Source organism: Pseudomonas sp. CF161, from assembly GCF_000416215.1.
Lineage (GTDB): Bacteria > Pseudomonadota > Gammaproteobacteria > Pseudomonadales > Pseudomonadaceae > Aquipseudomonas.
In genome coordinates this window covers 1-15,806 of the sequence record NZ_ATLP01000061.1, presented here as the reverse complement: position 1 = coordinate 15,806, position 15,806 = coordinate 1, and the positions used below count along the sequence as shown (strand labels likewise).

Annotated in this window: 10 protein-coding genes; 4 read left to right on the top strand and 6 right to left on the bottom strand. The window is 65.8% G+C overall.

What is annotated here, in order from left to right; all coding sequences use genetic code 11:
• The 3 genes from CF161_RS12115 to CF161_RS12105 form a co-directional block, all read right to left on the bottom strand.
• Positions 1-2,245, bottom strand: a 2,245-nt coding sequence (locus tag CF161_RS12115) for an ATP-binding protein (protein WP_020296861.1), incomplete at its 3' end; no start/stop codon positions are given.
• Between the two features lie 5 nt (positions 2,246-2,250).
• On the bottom strand, positions 2,251-3,525 hold the full coding sequence (locus CF161_RS12110; protein ID WP_043229240.1) for an EAL domain-containing protein: 1,275 nt from the start codon (positions 3,523-3,525) through the stop codon (positions 2,251-2,253).
• Positions 3,526-3,527: 2 nt separating this feature from the next.
• On the bottom strand, positions 3,528-6,362 hold the full coding sequence (locus CF161_RS12105) for a hybrid sensor histidine kinase/response regulator (RefSeq protein WP_020296859.1): 2,835 nt from the start codon (positions 6,360-6,362) through the stop codon (positions 3,528-3,530).
• Positions 6,363-6,502: 140 nt separating this feature from the next.
• On the opposite strand from CF161_RS12105, the gene CF161_RS12100 reads away from it, so the two are divergent.
• The 3 genes from CF161_RS12100 (at position 6,503) to CF161_RS12090 (ending at position 10,894) form a co-directional block, all read left to right on the top strand.
• A complete protein-coding gene (locus CF161_RS12100) occupies positions 6,503-9,631 on the top strand; it encodes an autotransporter outer membrane beta-barrel domain-containing protein (protein WP_084471711.1) in 3,129 nt (1,042 codons plus the stop codon).
• A gap of 167 nt (positions 9,632-9,798) precedes the next feature.
• A complete protein-coding gene (locus CF161_RS12095) occupies positions 9,799-10,347 on the top strand; it encodes a dihydrofolate reductase family protein (RefSeq protein ID WP_020296857.1) in 549 nt (182 codons plus the stop codon).
• Positions 10,340-10,894: a TetR/AcrR family transcriptional regulator gene (locus CF161_RS12090; protein WP_020296856.1), complete on the top strand. Its 555-nt coding sequence runs from the start codon at positions 10,340-10,342 to the stop codon at positions 10,892-10,894. Before CF161_RS12095 ends, CF161_RS12090 begins: the two co-directional genes overlap by 8 nt.
• 100 nt (positions 10,895-10,994) lie before the next feature.
• Here the strand turns inward: CF161_RS12090 and CF161_RS31795 are convergent, their stop codons facing one another.
• A complete protein-coding gene (locus CF161_RS31795) occupies positions 10,995-11,354 on the bottom strand; it encodes a hypothetical protein (protein ID WP_020296855.1) in 360 nt (119 codons plus the stop codon).
• Positions 11,355-11,710: 356 nt separating this feature from the next.
• Between CF161_RS31795 and CF161_RS12080 the strand changes: the two genes are divergently transcribed.
• Positions 11,711-13,684 (top strand): PAS domain-containing sensor histidine kinase, encoded by a 1,974-nt coding sequence (locus CF161_RS12080; protein WP_020296854.1) that lies wholly within the window; start codon positions 11,711-11,713, stop codon positions 13,682-13,684.
• Positions 13,685-13,686: 2 nt separating this feature from the next.
• Here CF161_RS12080 and poxB read toward each other — a convergent pair whose 3' ends face one another.
• A complete protein-coding gene (poxB, locus tag CF161_RS12075; protein WP_020296853.1) occupies positions 13,687-15,435 on the bottom strand; it encodes a ubiquinone-dependent pyruvate dehydrogenase in 1,749 nt (582 codons plus the stop codon).
• Between the two features lie 114 nt (positions 15,436-15,549).
• Positions 15,550-15,806, bottom strand: a 257-nt coding sequence (locus CF161_RS33145) for an FAD-dependent oxidoreductase (RefSeq protein ID WP_043229238.1), incomplete at its 5' end; no start/stop codon positions are given.

Below are 15,806 nucleotides of genomic sequence, written 5' to 3'. Positions count from 1 at the left end.
CGTCGAACACCCGCAGCACGATGCCCGGGCCGGCGCCGTCGAGCGCCGCGCCTTCCAGGGGCGTGGCTTCAGCGCCCCAGCGATTGAGCCATTGGCAGAGGTTGCCGGTCAGTTCGTGATGGGGGCTGTGCACGTAGATCCGGGCACCGGCCAGGTCCGGCTGGCGCGGCGCGGTGCTGGTGCCGGCCAGTGGCAGCTCGAGGCTCATGGAAAAGCTGCTGCCCAGCCCCAGCTCGCTGGTCAGGCGGATTTCACTGCCCATCATCGCCGCCAGCTTGGCGCAGATCGACAGGCCCAGCCCGGCGCCATGCACGGTGTGGGAGTGGGCGTCGATCTGATAGAAGGGGGTGAACAGCTGTTGCTGCTCTTCCTGGCCGATGCCGATGCCGGTGTCCACCACTTGCAGGGTCATCAGCACCTGGCCATCGCGCCCGGGTTCGGCGCGGGCGCGGACGATGACGTGCCCGGAGAGGGTGAACTTGATGGCGTTGCTGATCAGGTTGGTGAGGATCTGGCGGATTCGCACCGGATCCCCCAGCAGCGCCTCGGGCAGTTGCGGATCGACGCAGGAAAACAGCAGCAGGTCCTTGTTCCGGGCGCTGTCGATAAAGGCCCCGGTGCAGCCCTGGACCAGCTCCCGGGGGTCGAACGACTGACCGCCCAGGGCCAGTTGGCCGGACTCGATCCGGGTGATGTCGAGGATGTCGCTGATGATCTGCAACAGCAGCCCGGAGGACACCTGGATGCGTTCGAGCAACTGGCGCTGTTCGGCGTCGAGGTCGGTCAGCCCCATCAGTTCCAGTGAGCCGAGGACCCCATAGAGCGGGGTGCGGATTTCGTGGCTCATGGTTGCCAGGAACACCGACTTGGCGCCGTTGGCCCGGTCGGCGGCGTGCTTGGCCTGGGTCAGCTCCTGTTCCATCTGCGCCCTTGCGCTGAGGTCGGCGAAGGCACAGACCACCACGTCCTGATCGTGGTAGCGGGTCGGGGCAAAGGCGATGTAGAACGAGCGGCCGTCGTGGGCGCGGTGGTTTTCGATGGTGCCCGGTTGCGTGGCGCGGCTGAGCCGTTCCAGCAGCGGTTGCTCCAGCCCGCTGTCGTGCAGGCTCTGGCCGACCTGGGTGTCGAACCACTTGAAGGCCAGGGAGTTGGCGAAGACGATCCGGCGCTCGTCGCGGCTGAACACGCAGAGCGCCACCGGGGTGGTTTCCAGCAGGGTGCGACTGAACTGGTCGCTTTCCATCAGTTGCCGGTGGGCCTGTTGCGCCGGCGCGATCACCCGCCGGTTGTAGCGGCGCACATAAGCCCAGCCGGCCAGTGGGCTGAGCGACAGCAGGGCGATGATGCTTGCCAGCAGCCAGTAGTGGCCAAAGAACAGGCTGGGGTAGGACAGGATGTAGTAGCCGGTCCAGGCCCCGTTGGCGGCGTCGATCCGGAACACCAGCCCGTCAGCCCGGTAATTGACCCCGGGGCCGACCCCGCTCGGGTACGGCGCCGGACCCAGCAGCAGGCCGTCCTCCCGGCTGACCAGCCAATGGGCGTCGTAGACGCCACGTTGCAGCACCCGGGAAAAGATATTGATCCGCTCGCGGCTGATCAGGGTCGCGGCGTAGCTGCCGGGGCTGCCGCTCGCGGTATGGCGCAATGGCAGGTAGGCGAGCACATGGTCGGGGTAGCCCTGCAGGCCGATCCAGCGGATGCGGTCGGCGCTTGCGGCATCGGCGCGGATCGCCGCCATTGCCGCCTGGGTCAGGCGCGCCGAGAGGTTGGGGCGGCGGCTGCCGACCGTGGGCACGGTGTAGCTGGCGCCGGGTTCGGCATCCACCACCAGCAGGCCCGAGGCGGGAAAGCTCGAACGCACCCAGAAACTGGAATAGAGGTCGGCCAGGTAGCGACCGAACCCCGCCGCCCGGCTGCTGTGCAGAGGGCAGGACGCAAGCTCCTGGCAGACCAGGGTGAACGGCGTGTCGACCGGCGAAGGCGTGCCCTGGTACAGGGTCGCGCCGGGTATCTGCTGGTCGTCCATGGCATGGAAGATCGTCGGCGAATTCTGCTGCGAGTCGCTGTAGTCGAGGATGTGCGCCTGCTGCAGGCGAGTGAGCAGCACCTTTTGCTCGTCCATGTAACGGGTCTGCAGAGTGAAGTCGATGCTGATGCGTTCCTGCTCCTGGCTGATGATCCGCTGGAAGCCCCAGAGCAGGGCGCCGGCCATGATCAGCAGCAGTGGCAGGACGCCGAACAGCACCAGGTTCAGTCGTCGAGAGTTTCGCGCGATGCGTCGTAGCGGGAGGTTAGGCATGGGGGAGGAAAAGCGGCCCGGGTGGGTGGAGAAAAAGGTGGCGGTACACTGCATCCCAGCAACTGCGAGAAAGCGTCCAGCTCCAATGCCGCGGAAATAAGATAACCCTGGGCGCTGTCACAGCCAATAAGCCGCAGAAACTCCAGGTCACGACCTGACTCCACGCCTTCGGCTACCACTTCCAGGCCCAATTGCCGACCCAGTTGCACCGCTGCCACCAGGGCCGCGCCCCGGGCTTCGTCAGCCGCTGCACCGTTGACGAAGTGGCGGTCGATCTTCATCTCGGTAAAAGGCGTCGAAATCAGGCTGTACATCGAACTGTAGCCCATGCCGAAGTCGTCCTGAGCCAGGCCGAAACCCTTCAGCCGCAGACGACTGGCGCCCATGTGGTATTGCCCGGGCGACAGCGGGCGTTCGGTTTCCAGCAGTTCGAAGCAGATGTCGCGGGTGGCCAGGCCGGCGCGGGCGGTCATCTGTTGCAGGTGGTCCGGCAGTTCGGGGTCATCCAGCAGCCCGGTGGGCAGGTTCACCGACACCGTGATGCGGTGGCCCAGGGCGTGCCAGTGCTTCTGCGCCTTGATCGCGTCGTCGAGCATCAGGAACAGCAGCGCGCGATCCAGCCGGTGCCGGGTGATGGACGCCAGGAACGAGTCCGGCATCAACAAACCGAAGGACGGGTTGTTCCAGCGCACCAGGGCTTCGGCGCCGGTGATCTTGCCGCTGGCCAGGGAGCGGCGCGGCTGGAACCGCGCCTGCAGTTCGCGGCGGGCGATGGCCCGTTCCAGCACCTGGCGTTCGAACACCGGCTCGTGCTCGGGCTTGAACCGCGTGCCGGCGCGCTGGCCGGTGCTGATGATGGTGCAGATCTGCTGCACGTGGCTGGCGTCCAGCGGCTTGGGGAAGGTGCCCAGTACCGCCAGGCCTTTCTCCTTGGCCATCAGGCCGACGCTGTTCATCAGGCGTCGCGAGCAGGACGAGACGATGGCCAGGATCGGTGCCCGTGGCATGTCGCTCAGGGCGTCGATGAATTGCACGCCGTCCATCTCCGGCATGTGCAGGTCCACCAGCACCAGGTCGTATTCCTGCTGCTGCAACAGGGCCAGGGCCTGGCGGGCGTCGAGGGTCGTGTGCACGGTGCCAAAGCCTGCCTCTTCCAGCAAGCGCTTGACCCGCAGGCACTGGATCGGGTGGTCGTCCAGTACCAGAACACGGATTGTCTTGGGCATGCTCACATCACCTTCCTCTTTACTGATTGAAGTACCTCGCAAAGCGTATCCAGAGGTACCGGCTTGATAAGCAGATGGCGAATCCCGGCCGATTCGCAGCGGCTGCGCAGCACCGGCGACAGCTCGCCGGTGATGCCGATGATCGGCCCGTCGAAGCCGCGCTCACGCAGGGTGCGGGCGAACGCCAGGCCGTCCATGTGCTGCATTTGCAAGTCGGTCAGCACCGCATCGAACGCCAGCAGGTCGTCGCGTTTCAGGGCGTCGACCGCGCTGGCGACGGCCACTATCCGGTTTCCCAGGTACAGGCCTTGCTGCTGGAGCACTTGCAGGGCCAGGGGGCTGTCGTCCACCGCCAACAGCCTGAGGTCCATCCTGGGTGCCAGGTTGTCCGGCGGCGCAAAGCGCATTGCGCTGACAATCCCGGCCTGCGCCTGGGCCACGGCGTCGCGCAGGCTGTCGAGGCTGTACATCCGCGCGACCCAGGCCGGGTTCGCCTGGTGTCGCGCGGGGGCCATCCCGGGGGCATGCACGATGACCCGCGGCCCGCTCCAGGGGCCGAGCTTGAACGGGTCGAGAAACGCCTCCACCAGCACCGAGCGCTGGGTCGGGGCGTCCTTGTCCGGGGTGTAGGGCATGGCCAGTGCGCCCCAGCGGCGCAGCCAGTGGCAGAGGTTCTGCACCACTTCTAGCACGTCGCCCCGGACATACACCGGGGTCACGTCCAGGCGCGGCCATTCAGGTTCGGGGCGGTCGGTAACGGCCTCCAGGGCCAGGCTCAGGCCGAAGCTCGAACCCAGCCCGGGCTCGCTGATGGCCGAGAGCTGGCCGTGCATCATGTCCGCCAGGCGCGCGCAGATCGCCAGGCCCAGGCCGGTGCCGCAGGCGTCCTGGCTCAACCAGCTGGGCACCCGGTAATAAGGTTCGAACAACCTGGCCTGGAATTCGGCGGCAATGCCGGGGCCGGTGTCGACCACCTGGAAACGCAGCCGGGCCCGTTGGCCGCTGGTCGGCGTGCAATACAAGCGCAGGACCACATGGCCCGACTCGGTGAACTTGATCGCGTTGCTCACCAGGTTGTTGAGGATCTGCCGCATCCGCCCGCCATCGCCGATCACCTGTTCCGGGGTGTCCGGGTCCAGGGTCACGTACAGCCGCAGGCCCTTGCCACGGGCTCGGGCCGAGTAGCTGAAGGCCACTTCTTCCACCAGTTGCACCGGGGAGAACGGGGCGAGGTTCAGGGTCAGCCGGCCGGACTCGATCAGCGACAGGTCGAGGGTGTCGTTGATGGTGCGCATCAGCGCCGAGGACGCTTGCTGCGAGGCTTGCAGGTAGTCCTGTTGCTGGTCATTGAGGGGCGTGGTGTTGAGCATTTCCAGGGAGCCGAGAATGCCGTACATCGGGGTGCGGATCTCGTGGCTGAGGGTGCTCAGGAACAGGGTTTTTTCACGGTTGGCCTGGTCCGACAGACTCTTGGCCTGGAGCAGCGATTGCTCGGCCAGCTTGAAGTCGGTGACGTCGTTCATGCAGCACAGCACCGCAGCCACGCCGTTGTAGCTGGTGGGGGCGCAGGTCAGCTGGAGAAAGGTGCCGTCCGCCAACTGGTGCTCGATGGCGTGGACCCGGTCGTGGACGGTGGCGAGGATCTGCCCCTGGAGTTCCGGGACTGCGGCCAGCCAGCGTCGGCCCGACTCGTTGCACAGGATCAGCGAGCCCTCGTCGCGACGAATCAGGCACAGCCCCACCGGGGCCATTTCGATAAACCGGTGGTTGAGCGAGACGCTGTCCGCCAGCGCGCTGTAATGGCGGACCGCGGGCTCCACCAGGCGCAGGCGGATAAAACGTGCGCCGAGGAAAATCCCGGCAAACAGCAGCAGGGTCGTGAGGGCCGTGGTGTACAGGGGGCCTGCGGTGTCCTGCAGCAGTTGGCTGACCGGCGCGTAGTACACCAGGCGCCACCCGGCGTTGCCCACCGACTTGTTGAGCACAACGTAGTCGGGCAGGCCGCCCAGGCGGTGCAGGCCGAAGGAGTCTTCCTCGGCCTTGAACCGCGACAGCGCCTCGGGCACCGCCCAGGCGGCACTGTGCAGCACCACCGCGCCGTTGGCGTCATAGAGCACGTATTTGCCCTGGTGCAATTGCAAGGGGTCCAGGGCCAGGTCGGTCTCTTTGAGTTGCAGCCCGAGCCAGCCGTCGGCGGCGTTGTGCTCGTCGATAGGGCGCAGCAGGTAAACCTGTTTCGAGCGGCCGTTGGGCACCCAGGACCACAGGGTGCGCGCCCCCGGATGCTGGTTCAGCAAGGCTTGCGCCGCACTCCGGTCGAGGCGTTGCAGCCACTGGGCACTGCTGGCATCGAGGTTCGCGCCGCTGCCGCCGCCGGGCTCATACACCGTGCGGATCAGGCCCTGGTCCGGGGCCAGGTAAACCAGTTCGCTGTGGGTGCTGGCGATCTCGACCAGGTCACGGGCCGTGAGCAGCAGCGCCCAGGAATAGTTCGAGGCGTTATTTCCCAGAGGGAACAGGCGTAGTTGATGGTTAGTTGCAAGAAAGTTGGCGCTTGCGGAACTTAAGCTGCCATCGATATTTCGCACGGCGGACGAAGAAATAGCCTTGAGCAGACTGTCCCGTTGATTGAAAAATTGTTGCGCATTGAAGGCCGCGGCATTCATCTGGCGCCGATAGCTGGAAAGGGTGTCCGCCAACGAACCCTGAAGGACAAAGCCGGCAATGATCAAGATGCAAGACAGCAAGCTGAGCATGAACAGACGCAGCAGTGCCACCGGAATATGGGGGCCGGAGAGGTGCCCGAGGGGCTGCGGGGAAAGGGCGTTTTTAGTCATGCACCCATGTTATTGAGAACTTCCTGGCGTTCTATTAAGAATATTCTTAATACCGAGGATTTAAGATAATTCTCATAGGTTAGTTAAGCGAAGAGTTCGACTATTAGGCCTTTATGCTCTAACGCAAAGGCTTGAAAGTTATGATTCTGATTAAAAGGACTCTTGCGGTAGCGGTCAGTTCCACACTGTCGCTGCTAACACTTTCCGCCCAGTCTGCTCAGCCGACTGATTATGAAAAAATCGACCTCAGTTCCGCGCCAGGCGAATCCCGGGTGCTCGATGACGTGCGCGTCGACTTCACCGGCAGTGGCCCGGGGATTCGTGTCAGCGGTGCGCAAAACCAGTTGCAGGGCGACGGTTACCAGGTCCAGGTCACGGCGGCCAGCGCGAACAGCGCGGTGGTCGGGGTGCAGGTGGAGGCCGCAGGCCAGGCGACGTTGAATGACGTCAGCATCACCACTGGCGGCTCCGACCGGGCCGACGGCGCGCTGGTGAAGGACGCCGGCAGCAGCCTGACCTTGAACGATGTGCAGATCACCACCAGCGGCTCCGGCAGTCGCGGGGTGGTGGCTACCGACGGCGGCCAGGCGGTGTTGTCCGGTGGCTCGATCAGCACTTCGGGTGGTCGGGCCGAGGCCCTGTCCGCCAGTGGCAGCGGTTCCAGCATCCAGGCCTCGAACATGGATCTTTCCAGTACGGCGACCTGGAACGGCACCCTGGTGTTGGCCGAGAGCGGTGCCTCCATCAGCCTGGACAACGTGACGCTCAACACCCTGGGCAGCATGGGCGCGATGTCCGCTGAAGGGGTTGGTTCATCCATCAGTGCCAATGGCGTCGAGCTGATGGCGACTGACGGGCAGGGCGTGCGTGTCACCAGCGCGGCGCTGACCTTCCGCAACGGCAGCATCAACGCCAAGGGCGACGGCATTCTGCTGAGTCAGCTGTACCAGAAACCGGGGGGTGTGGCCGAGGTCAGCAACAGCGACATCGTTTCGCAGAACGGCTACGGCATCAACATCAACGCCGCCAGCGCCGCCGCCGACCTGGATAACGTGCGCATCACCACCCAGGGCAATTACGGCTCGGGGCTGTGGATGCCCGGGAGCAACAGCCGTGCCGACCTCAAGGACAGCACCATCGAAACCTTCGGCAACCAGGCGACGGGCATCGACAACCGCGCCGGCAAGGCAACCATCACCGGGGGCAGTATCGTCACCCACGGCGCCAGCTCTCACGCGCTGTATGCCTCGCCCGATACCATCAACAGCCCGGGCGCCGAGTTCGACGTCAAAGGGGCGTCGATCGAAACCTTCGGCCGTGGCTCGGTGGGGGCCTTGGCGCGAATGGCCGGGGCCAGCATCAGCGTCAGCGACAGCCGTATCGTGACCCACGGTGACTCCGCCTATGGGCTGTTCGCCTCCGGGCGCGGAGCCAGCGTGGCACTTGTCGACTCCGACCTGTTGACTGAGGGCGAGTCGGCCTATGGCTTGTCCATCAGCAACAATGCCACTGCCAGGTTTCAGGGCGCGAACGTGCAGACCCAGGGCGCTGACGCCCACGGCATTGTCAGTTTTGCTACCGGGGCCGGGGTGGTGAATGACATCGAGGTCAACGCCAGCCAGATCGACACCCAGGATGGCGTGGGCATCCTGGTCAATGGCGGCGGCCTCGACATGCGCTTCACCGACAGCCGCCTGCTGGCCCGCAGCGCCGGCCAGCCGGGCACCGCGCTATGGATTACCGACCGTGCCGGCGGGGTGTTGGCGGGGGATGTGCAACTGGATGCCGTGAGGTCGCAGATCAGCGGCGACATCGTGGTCGACGCCGGCACCCTGCAACTGAACCTGGGCGATCACTCGACCTTGCAGGGGGCCATTCAGGACAACCGGCAAAGCACCCGGCTGGACATCGACGACAGCAGCCTCTGGACGCTCACGGGCGACTCGACCCTCAACCAGTTGGCGAATACCGGGGTGGTGGAATTCGCCGACCCGGGCCTGGGCGGCGCCTTCAAGCAACTCACGGTGAGCGGTGACCTGAGCGGCGACGGGCTGTACATCATGAACACCGACCTGGGCCAGCAGGCGGGCGATCGGCTGTTGGTCGGTGGCCAGGTCACCGGGCAGAACCAGATCCTGGTCCGCAACTCCGGCGCCGAACCCGGTGCCGACGGGCAACGCCTGACCCTGGTGGAGAGTGCCGGGGGCCCGGGCTCGTTCAGCCTGGCCAACGCCGGGAAGGTGGTCGATGCGGGGACCTATCGCTATGAGCTGCAAGGCGATGCCCGGTCCGGCGACTGGAGCCTGGTCAACGTCGGGCGCAACCAGGCGCTGACACCGGGGCCGGACAACCTGTCCACCGGCGCCAGTGCCGCCATCAACAGCAGCGCCATCGCCACCTTGCGCGGCACCTGGGACGCCGAGCGCGCGACCCTGGTGCAAAGGGTCGGCGAGCTGCGCGCCGGTGCGGGTGGCCAGGGCCTGTGGGTCCGCGGCTTCGGCCAGCAGCAGTCCCTGGACAACGGCGTGGGCCGGGACTTTGCGCAACGGGTGCAGGGCAGCCAACTGGGGATCGACACCCGCATCGCCACTGCCCGGGGGGCGCTGGTGGTGGGTGGCCTGGCGGGGTACAGCCAGACCGACCGCGATTTCAAGGGCGAGGGCAGCGGCAAGCTCGACAGTTACCACGCTGGGGCTTACGCCACCTACCTGGATGACTCGGGCTGGTACACCGACACCTTGCTCACCCTCAACCGCTGGTCCACCCGGCTGGATGTGCACGGCACCGATGGCGCCAAGGTTTCCGGGCATTCACGCAGTCACGGGGCCGGGGTTTCGGTGGAGGCCGGCAAGCAGATCAGCCTCGATGACGGCTGGTTTGTCGAACCCCAGGTGCAAGTCTCGATGCTCTACGTGGCCGCAGACAGCTACCGCCTGGACAACGGCCTGCAAGTCGATGCTGGCAACGGCCTGTCGACCCAGATGCGCGCCGGCGCCCGCACCGGTCGCGCGCTGCCACTGGACAACGGCGTGCGCCTGCAACCCTACCTCAAGGCCGGTTGGGTCGAAGACTTCTCGGCCCGCAATACGGTCAAGACCAACGGCATCAGCAGCCGCCCCGATGGCAGTGGCGGCGGCTGGTATGCCGGGGCCGGGGTCACCGCGCAGGTGAGTCCCAAGCACCAGCTGTACGCCGACCTGGAGACCAGCGAGGGTTCCAGTATCGACCGTCCCTGGGCGGCCAATATCGGCTACCGCTACAGCTTCTGACGCTGTTCGGTGGCTGTGGCCGGTGCTGCGAGCAGACGCAGCACCGGCTTTTTCACGGGTGGGGCGTGCCTTGGGCCTGGCCGTGAGTCAATGAGTAAATGGCTGTCTGAATCACCCGCAAAATGATTTATCATACGCCGTATGTTTAATTGCGCGAGGTAGCGGCTATGGCGTTCGGCAAGGTTTTTATCGCCACATCGGTGGACGGGTTTATCGCCCGCAGCGATGGCGGCATCGACTGGCTGCCCGTCGGGGAGTCCGACGAGGATTACGGCTACGGGGCGTTCATGGCCTCGGTGGATGGCATTGTCATGGGCCGTGGCACCTATGAAAGCGTGCTGGGTTTCGAGCCCTGGCCGTTCGACAAACCGGTGGTGGTGCTCAGCCGTACCTTGCGTGAGCAGGATGTGCCGCAGCCCCTGCGGCCGCGGCTGCGGATCAGCGCCGCCGAGCCCCTGGCACTGGTGGCGCAACTGCGGGCCCAGGGCTGGAAGCACGCCTATATCGATGGCGGGGCGGTGATTCGAAGCTTTTTGCACGCCGGGTTGATCGACGAATTGACCCTGACCCGGGTGCCGGTTCTGATCGGCAGCGGGCGGCCTCTGTTCGGCGAACTTGAGGCGGATGTGCGCTTGAGTGTGGCCGCTTCGACGCTGTATGCCGATGGCCTGGTCAGTACCCGCTATCGCGTCGAAACGGTGCCGGCCCATGGCTGAGAAACCCAGGCGCAGCGGTCGCCCCACTGCCGGCAGTTCTCTCAACCTCGATCAGGTCCTGGACGCCGGCCTGAGCCTGCTGGAAGCAGTGGGGCCCCAGGCTTTTGGTGGCAGGGCCCTGGCGCGGCAACTGGGGATCACACCGATGTCGGTGGCCTATCACGTGGGCGATCAGCACAACCTGATGCGCCTGCTGGTGGAGCGGGCGCACGCCGAACCGCTACCTGAACCGGCACCGGACCTGCCGCCCCGGCAACGGCTCCAGGCCCTGTTGGGCGGCTATATGGCGCGGGTTCGCCGGCACCCGGCGCTGACCTTGTGCGTCCTCGGTGACCCGCAGTTGTTCCATGGCTCGTTGGCGGACCTCAGCACGCGCCTGCGCCAGGCCGTGGGCCAGTTCGACGATGACCCGGTGCTGTTCGACCTGTTGCTCGACTACACCCACGGCCACGCCCTGGCGCTGGCCTTGGCTGGTGAGGCGGGGCACGCCCTGGAAGGGGCGTTTGAAGCGGGGCTGCGGCGTTTGTTGCGCGAAACTGCGCCTTGATCGAGGGCGCCAAACAGGGCGACCTCGCTACCGAGCCCCGCACCCACTTCCTGCAACGCCGATCAACTGGGCCCAGACTGCTTCCGTGCCGATAAGGCCCTCAGTCGCCCGCGCCCCCAGCCCCGGCACCCGCACCAACCGCGCCGCCGGATCCGGCCTTGCCGGTGCCCAGCGGGCCTTTCTGGGTCTGCTCCGACTTATTGTTCTGCAACTGGTCGTTGGCGTAGGGGCCGGGTTGAGTATTGGTGGTGTTGTTCTTGGGTTTGGCGCCCGAACCGGTGCCGCCGCTGGGCGGGCTGGGGTGGGTGCCCGGTGGCATCGCCGAACCGCTGTTGTCGTTGCTGTTCATGCCCGACGCGTTCGGCGCCTGGTGGGTATCGGCGGTGGCTGCCAGCACCGGGCCTGCCAGCACGCAGGCCAGGCCGGCCAGGATCAATGGGGTACGCAACGCATTTTTCATGGGAGAACCTCTTGCTGGGACACGCTGCAATGAACGGCTCAAAGGCGTCTGCCACGGGCGGTCAGGGTGCAGTCCTCATCCGGTGAGCGATTTCAAACCTCGCCAGATTGGGAAAGCGCGGGGGCGGGGAAAGTTTGAAAAATTTTGCCGATCAACGATGAATGGAAGCGCGCGGGTGAGGGTCCGATGAACAATGCCGCCCGTGTGGCGCCGGTTCCGGTACGGGGCAGGCCGCTGCAGGGCGGCGCGAATGGCATGTTGTATTTTCAAGGGGAGGGTGCAGACTGATTCGGCGCCCCGTCCGGGGCAGGCCCCCCCTTTGTTCAGGCACACAACAATAAACCGCGGAGACCGCCATGTCTGACCAGCCCGAGCTGACACCCCGCGTCGATGATGATCGCTTCCGGCTGTTGGTCGATGCCGTGATCGATTACGCGATTTACATGATCGACGCCCAGGGGTTTGTCGTCAGTTGGAACACCGGGGCCAGGCGCTTCAAGGGCTATCAGGAAGCGGAAATCCTCGGTGCGCATTTCTCCTGTTTCTATACCCCCGAGGACCGTCAGGCCGGGCTGCCCCAGCGCACCCTGGATACTGCCCTGCACGAGGGCCGGTTCGAGGGCGAAGGCTGGCGGGTGCGCAAGGACGGCACGCACTTCTGGTGCCATGTGGTGGTCGACCCGATCCGTGATGCCCAGGGGCAGTTGCTGGGTTTTGCGAAAATCACCCGCGACCTGACCGAGCACAAACTCGCCGAGCAGACCCTGAAGCAGAGCGAGCAGCAATTTCGCCTGCTGGTGCAGAGCGTCACCGACTACGCCCTCTACATGCTCGATGCCCAAGGCCGGGTCAGCAGCTGGAACTTGGGGGCGCAACGGATCAAGGGGTATGCCGCCCAAGAGGTCATCGGCGAGCATTTCTCGTTGTTTTATACCGAGCAGGACCGCGCCGCCGGGGAGCCGGCGCGGACCCTGGAGATTGCCCGGCAGGACGGGCGCTTCGAAAAGCAGGGCTGGCGGGTGCGCAAGGACGGCACGCAGTTTCTGGCCCATGTGGTGGTCGACCCGATCCGCGCCGACACCGGGGAGATCATCGGTTTCGCCAAAATCACCCGGGACATCAGCGAAGCCTTCGAAGCCCAGAAAAAACTCGAACTGGCGCGAGAGGCACTGTTCCAGTCGCAGAAGCTCCAGGCCATTGGCCAGCTCAGCGGCGGCATCGCCCATGACTTCAACAACCTGCTGACGGTGATCCTGGGCAACCTGGAGCTGCTGCAAAAGCGCCTGGGGGATGACCCGAAACTGACGCGCCTGGCGACCAATGCCGTGCTGGGCGCCCAGCGCGGGGTGTCGCTGACCCAGCGCATGCTGGCCTTTGCCCGGCGCCAGGAACTCAAGACTGAATCGGTGCAACTGAGCCAGCTGCTGGCCAGCCTCAACGACCTGCTGTGCAGTTCCGTGGGGCCCCAGGTGATCGTCACCGCCGAACTGCCGCCCGAGCTGCCGGCGGTGCAGGCCGACATCAACCAGTTGGAACTGGCCCTGCTCAACCTGGCGAGCAACGCCCGGGATGCCATGCCTGGCGGCGGCAGTATCCACATCAGTGCCCAGGTGCGCAGCGCCCTCAACAGCCTGGGTGAAACGCAGTACGTGTGCCTGTCGGTGGTGGACTCCGGTGAAGGCATGGATGAACAGACCCTGGCCTGCGCCGCCGAGCCCTTTTTCACCACCAAGGGCCTGGGCAAGGGCACCGGGCTCGGCTTGTCCATGGTGCATGGCCTGGCCGAACAGCTGGGTGGACGGCTGGTGCTCAAGAGCAGCAAGGGCCAGGGCACCACCGCCGAGCTGTGGCTGCCTCTGGCCACCGAAGCGGCCCGTCATTTGCCGCAGAAACAGGACCCGGGCCTGAAACCGACGTTCAAGCCGTTGTCGGTGCTGGTGGTCGACGATGACAGCCTGGTGCTCAACAGCACCACGCTGCTGCTCGAAGACCTCGGCCACCGGGTGATCTGCGCGGACTCCGGGGCCCAGGCCCTGCATTGCATCGAGCACGAGCCGGACATCGACCTGATGATCAGCGACGTCGCCATGCCGCAAATGGATGGCGCGCAACTGGCCGAGGCCATGCGCCAATTGCGTCCGGAGTTGCCGGTGATCCTGGCCACCGGCTATGCCCAGGACCTTGTCGGCCTGGCCAGCACCCTGCCACGGCTGTTCAAGCCCTATACCCAGTTGCAACTGCTGGAAGCGGTGACCCAGGCCCTGGAACAGACCCCGGGCCAGGGCGACCGGGGTCAAAGCGCTGAAGAGCAGCGCCTTTCGGGGGGCTGATATCAGTCCTGTGGCTTGGACCAGAGGCCCTTGAGCCAGTTGGTCTTGGCCAGTTCGAGCACCTCATCGCCGCGCCCGCTCATCACCGCCTTGAGCATGTACAGGCTGAAGCCCTTAGCCTGCTCGAGCTTGATCGCCGGCGGCATGGCCAGCTCCTGCTTGGCGGTGACCACGTCCACCAGCACCGGGCCGTCATGGGCCAGGGCGGTGCGCAAGGCGCCTTCCAGGTCTTCGGAACGCTCCACCCGCAGGCCGAGGATGCCCATGGCGTTGGCCATGGCGCCGAAGTCCGGGTTGTGCAGGTCGGTGCCGGTGTCCAGGTAGCCGGCGGACTTCATCTCCATGGCGACAAAGCCCAGGGAGGCGTTGTCGTAGACGATGACTTTCACCGGCAGCTTGAGCTGGGCCAGGGAAATGAAGTCGCCCATCAACATGCTGAAACCGCCGTCCCCCGACAGCGAAATCACCTGGCGCCCGGGGAACGCCGCCTGGGCGCCCATGGCCTGGGGCATGGCATTGGCCATCGAGCCATGGTTGAACGAGCCCAGCAGGCGCCGCTTGCCGTTCATTTTCAGGTAGCGCGCGGCCCACACCGTGGGGGTGCCGACGTCGGCGGTGAAGATCGCGTCTTCGTCCGCCAGTTCGCTGAGTACCCGGGTCAGGTACTGCGGGTGGATCGGCCGATTGGCGGGGCTGGGTTGGGCCAGGTCGTCCAGGCCCTTGCGGGCCTTGGCGTAATGCTTGAGGGACTCGTCGAGGAAGCTGCGGTCGCCCTTGTACGGCAGGCGCGGCCGCAGGGCAGCCAGGGTTTCGCCAACGTCGGCGGCAATCCCCAGGTCGAGGGTGGCACGCCGACCGAGGGCCTGCGGGTCATGGTCGATTTGCACGATGCGGGCATCGCTGGGGTAGAACTGGCGGTACGGGAAGTCGGTGCCGAGCATCACCAGGGTGTCGCAGTTGAGCATGGCGTGGTAACCGGAGCTGAAGCCGATCAGCCCGGTCATGCCGACATCGAACGGGTTGTCCCATTCAATGTGCTCCTTGCCGCGTAGGGCATGCACCACCGGCGCGCCGAGGGCGTCGGCCAGGGCCACCACCTGGTCATGGGCGCCGGCGCAACCGCTGCCGCAGAGCAGGGTGGTGGCCTTGCTGGCGCTCAGCAGCTCGACCAGCCGGTCCAGGTCCTGGGGCGCGGGCAGGGTGCGCGGTGCATGCAGTGCCGGCCAGGGCTTGAGGTGCGCTTCGACTTCCTGCAACGCCACATCGCCGGGAATCACCACCACCGCCACGCCCCGGTTGAGGATCGCGCTGCGCATGGCCCGGTGCAGCACCTGGGGCATCTGCGCCGGGTTGCTCACCAGTTCGACGAAGTGGCTGCATTCCTTGAACAGCTCCTGGGGATGGGTCTCCTGGAAGTAGTTGAGGCCGATCTCCGAAGACGGGATCTGCGCGGCAATCGCCAGCACCGGCACATGGTTGCGATGGCAGTCGAACAGGCCATTGATCAGGTGCAGGTTGCCCGGCCCGCAACTGCCGGCACACACCGCCAGCTCGCCGGTGGCCGCGGCTTCGGCGCCGGCGGCAAAGGCCGCCACCTCCTCGTGGCGCACGTGCATCCACTGGATGCTGTCCATGCTGCGCAAGGCGTCGGTCAGGCCGTTGAGGCTGTCGCCGGTCAGGCCCCAGATGCGCTTGACCCCGGCTTGTTCAAGGGTGGTTGCCAGTTGCTGGGCAAGGGTGATTTTCGCCATGGAGTGCTCCCGTCGTCCGATTAAGAAGTCGTTGCGATCAAGAAAGGACAACAGGCGAGGGCGGATGATTCCACCGGGGGCACTTATCCGGCCCCAGGTGCTGTTGCCGCGCCCTCAGCGAAAGCGCGAGGGGCGGCAGGGGGCGAGTGCGCTGCAGGTTTGACCGTGGATCAGTTCTTCGCTGACCAGGCGCCCGACCGTGGCCGCGAGGATCACCCCGGGGTGCATCACCGCCAGGTACAGCCCCGGGTGCCCGGCACTTGGGCCAATCACCGGCAGGCGGTCGGCGGGCATCGGCCGCTGGCCGACCTCGACGCTGCGCAGGGTCACGGCCTCGGCGCCGCGCAATGACTGGCGCACGCTGTGCAATG

Excerpts from the sequence above, each read along its gene's own strand:
- CF161_RS12110 (WP_043229240.1), bottom strand. The coding sequence starts at position 3,525 with ATGCCCAAGACAATCCGTGTTCTGGTACTGGACGACCACCCGATCCAG.
- CF161_RS12105 (WP_020296859.1), bottom strand. The coding sequence starts at position 6,362 with ATGACTAAAAACGCCCTTTCCCCGCAGCCCCTCGGGCACCTCTCCGGC.
- CF161_RS12100 (WP_084471711.1), top strand. The coding sequence starts at position 6,503 with ATGATTCTGATTAAAAGGACTCTTGCGGTAGCGGTCAGTTCCACACTG.
- CF161_RS12095 (WP_020296857.1), top strand. The coding sequence starts at position 9,799 with ATGGCGTTCGGCAAGGTTTTTATCGCCACATCGGTGGACGGGTTTATC.
- CF161_RS12090 (WP_020296856.1), top strand. The coding sequence starts at position 10,340 with ATGGCTGAGAAACCCAGGCGCAGCGGTCGCCCCACTGCCGGCAGTTCT.
- CF161_RS31795 (WP_020296855.1), bottom strand. The coding sequence starts at position 11,354 with ATGAAAAATGCGTTGCGTACCCCATTGATCCTGGCCGGCCTGGCCTGC.
- CF161_RS12080 (WP_020296854.1), top strand. The coding sequence starts at position 11,711 with ATGTCTGACCAGCCCGAGCTGACACCCCGCGTCGATGATGATCGCTTC.
- poxB (WP_020296853.1), bottom strand. The coding sequence starts at position 15,435 with ATGGCGAAAATCACCCTTGCCCAGCAACTGGCAACCACCCTTGAACAA.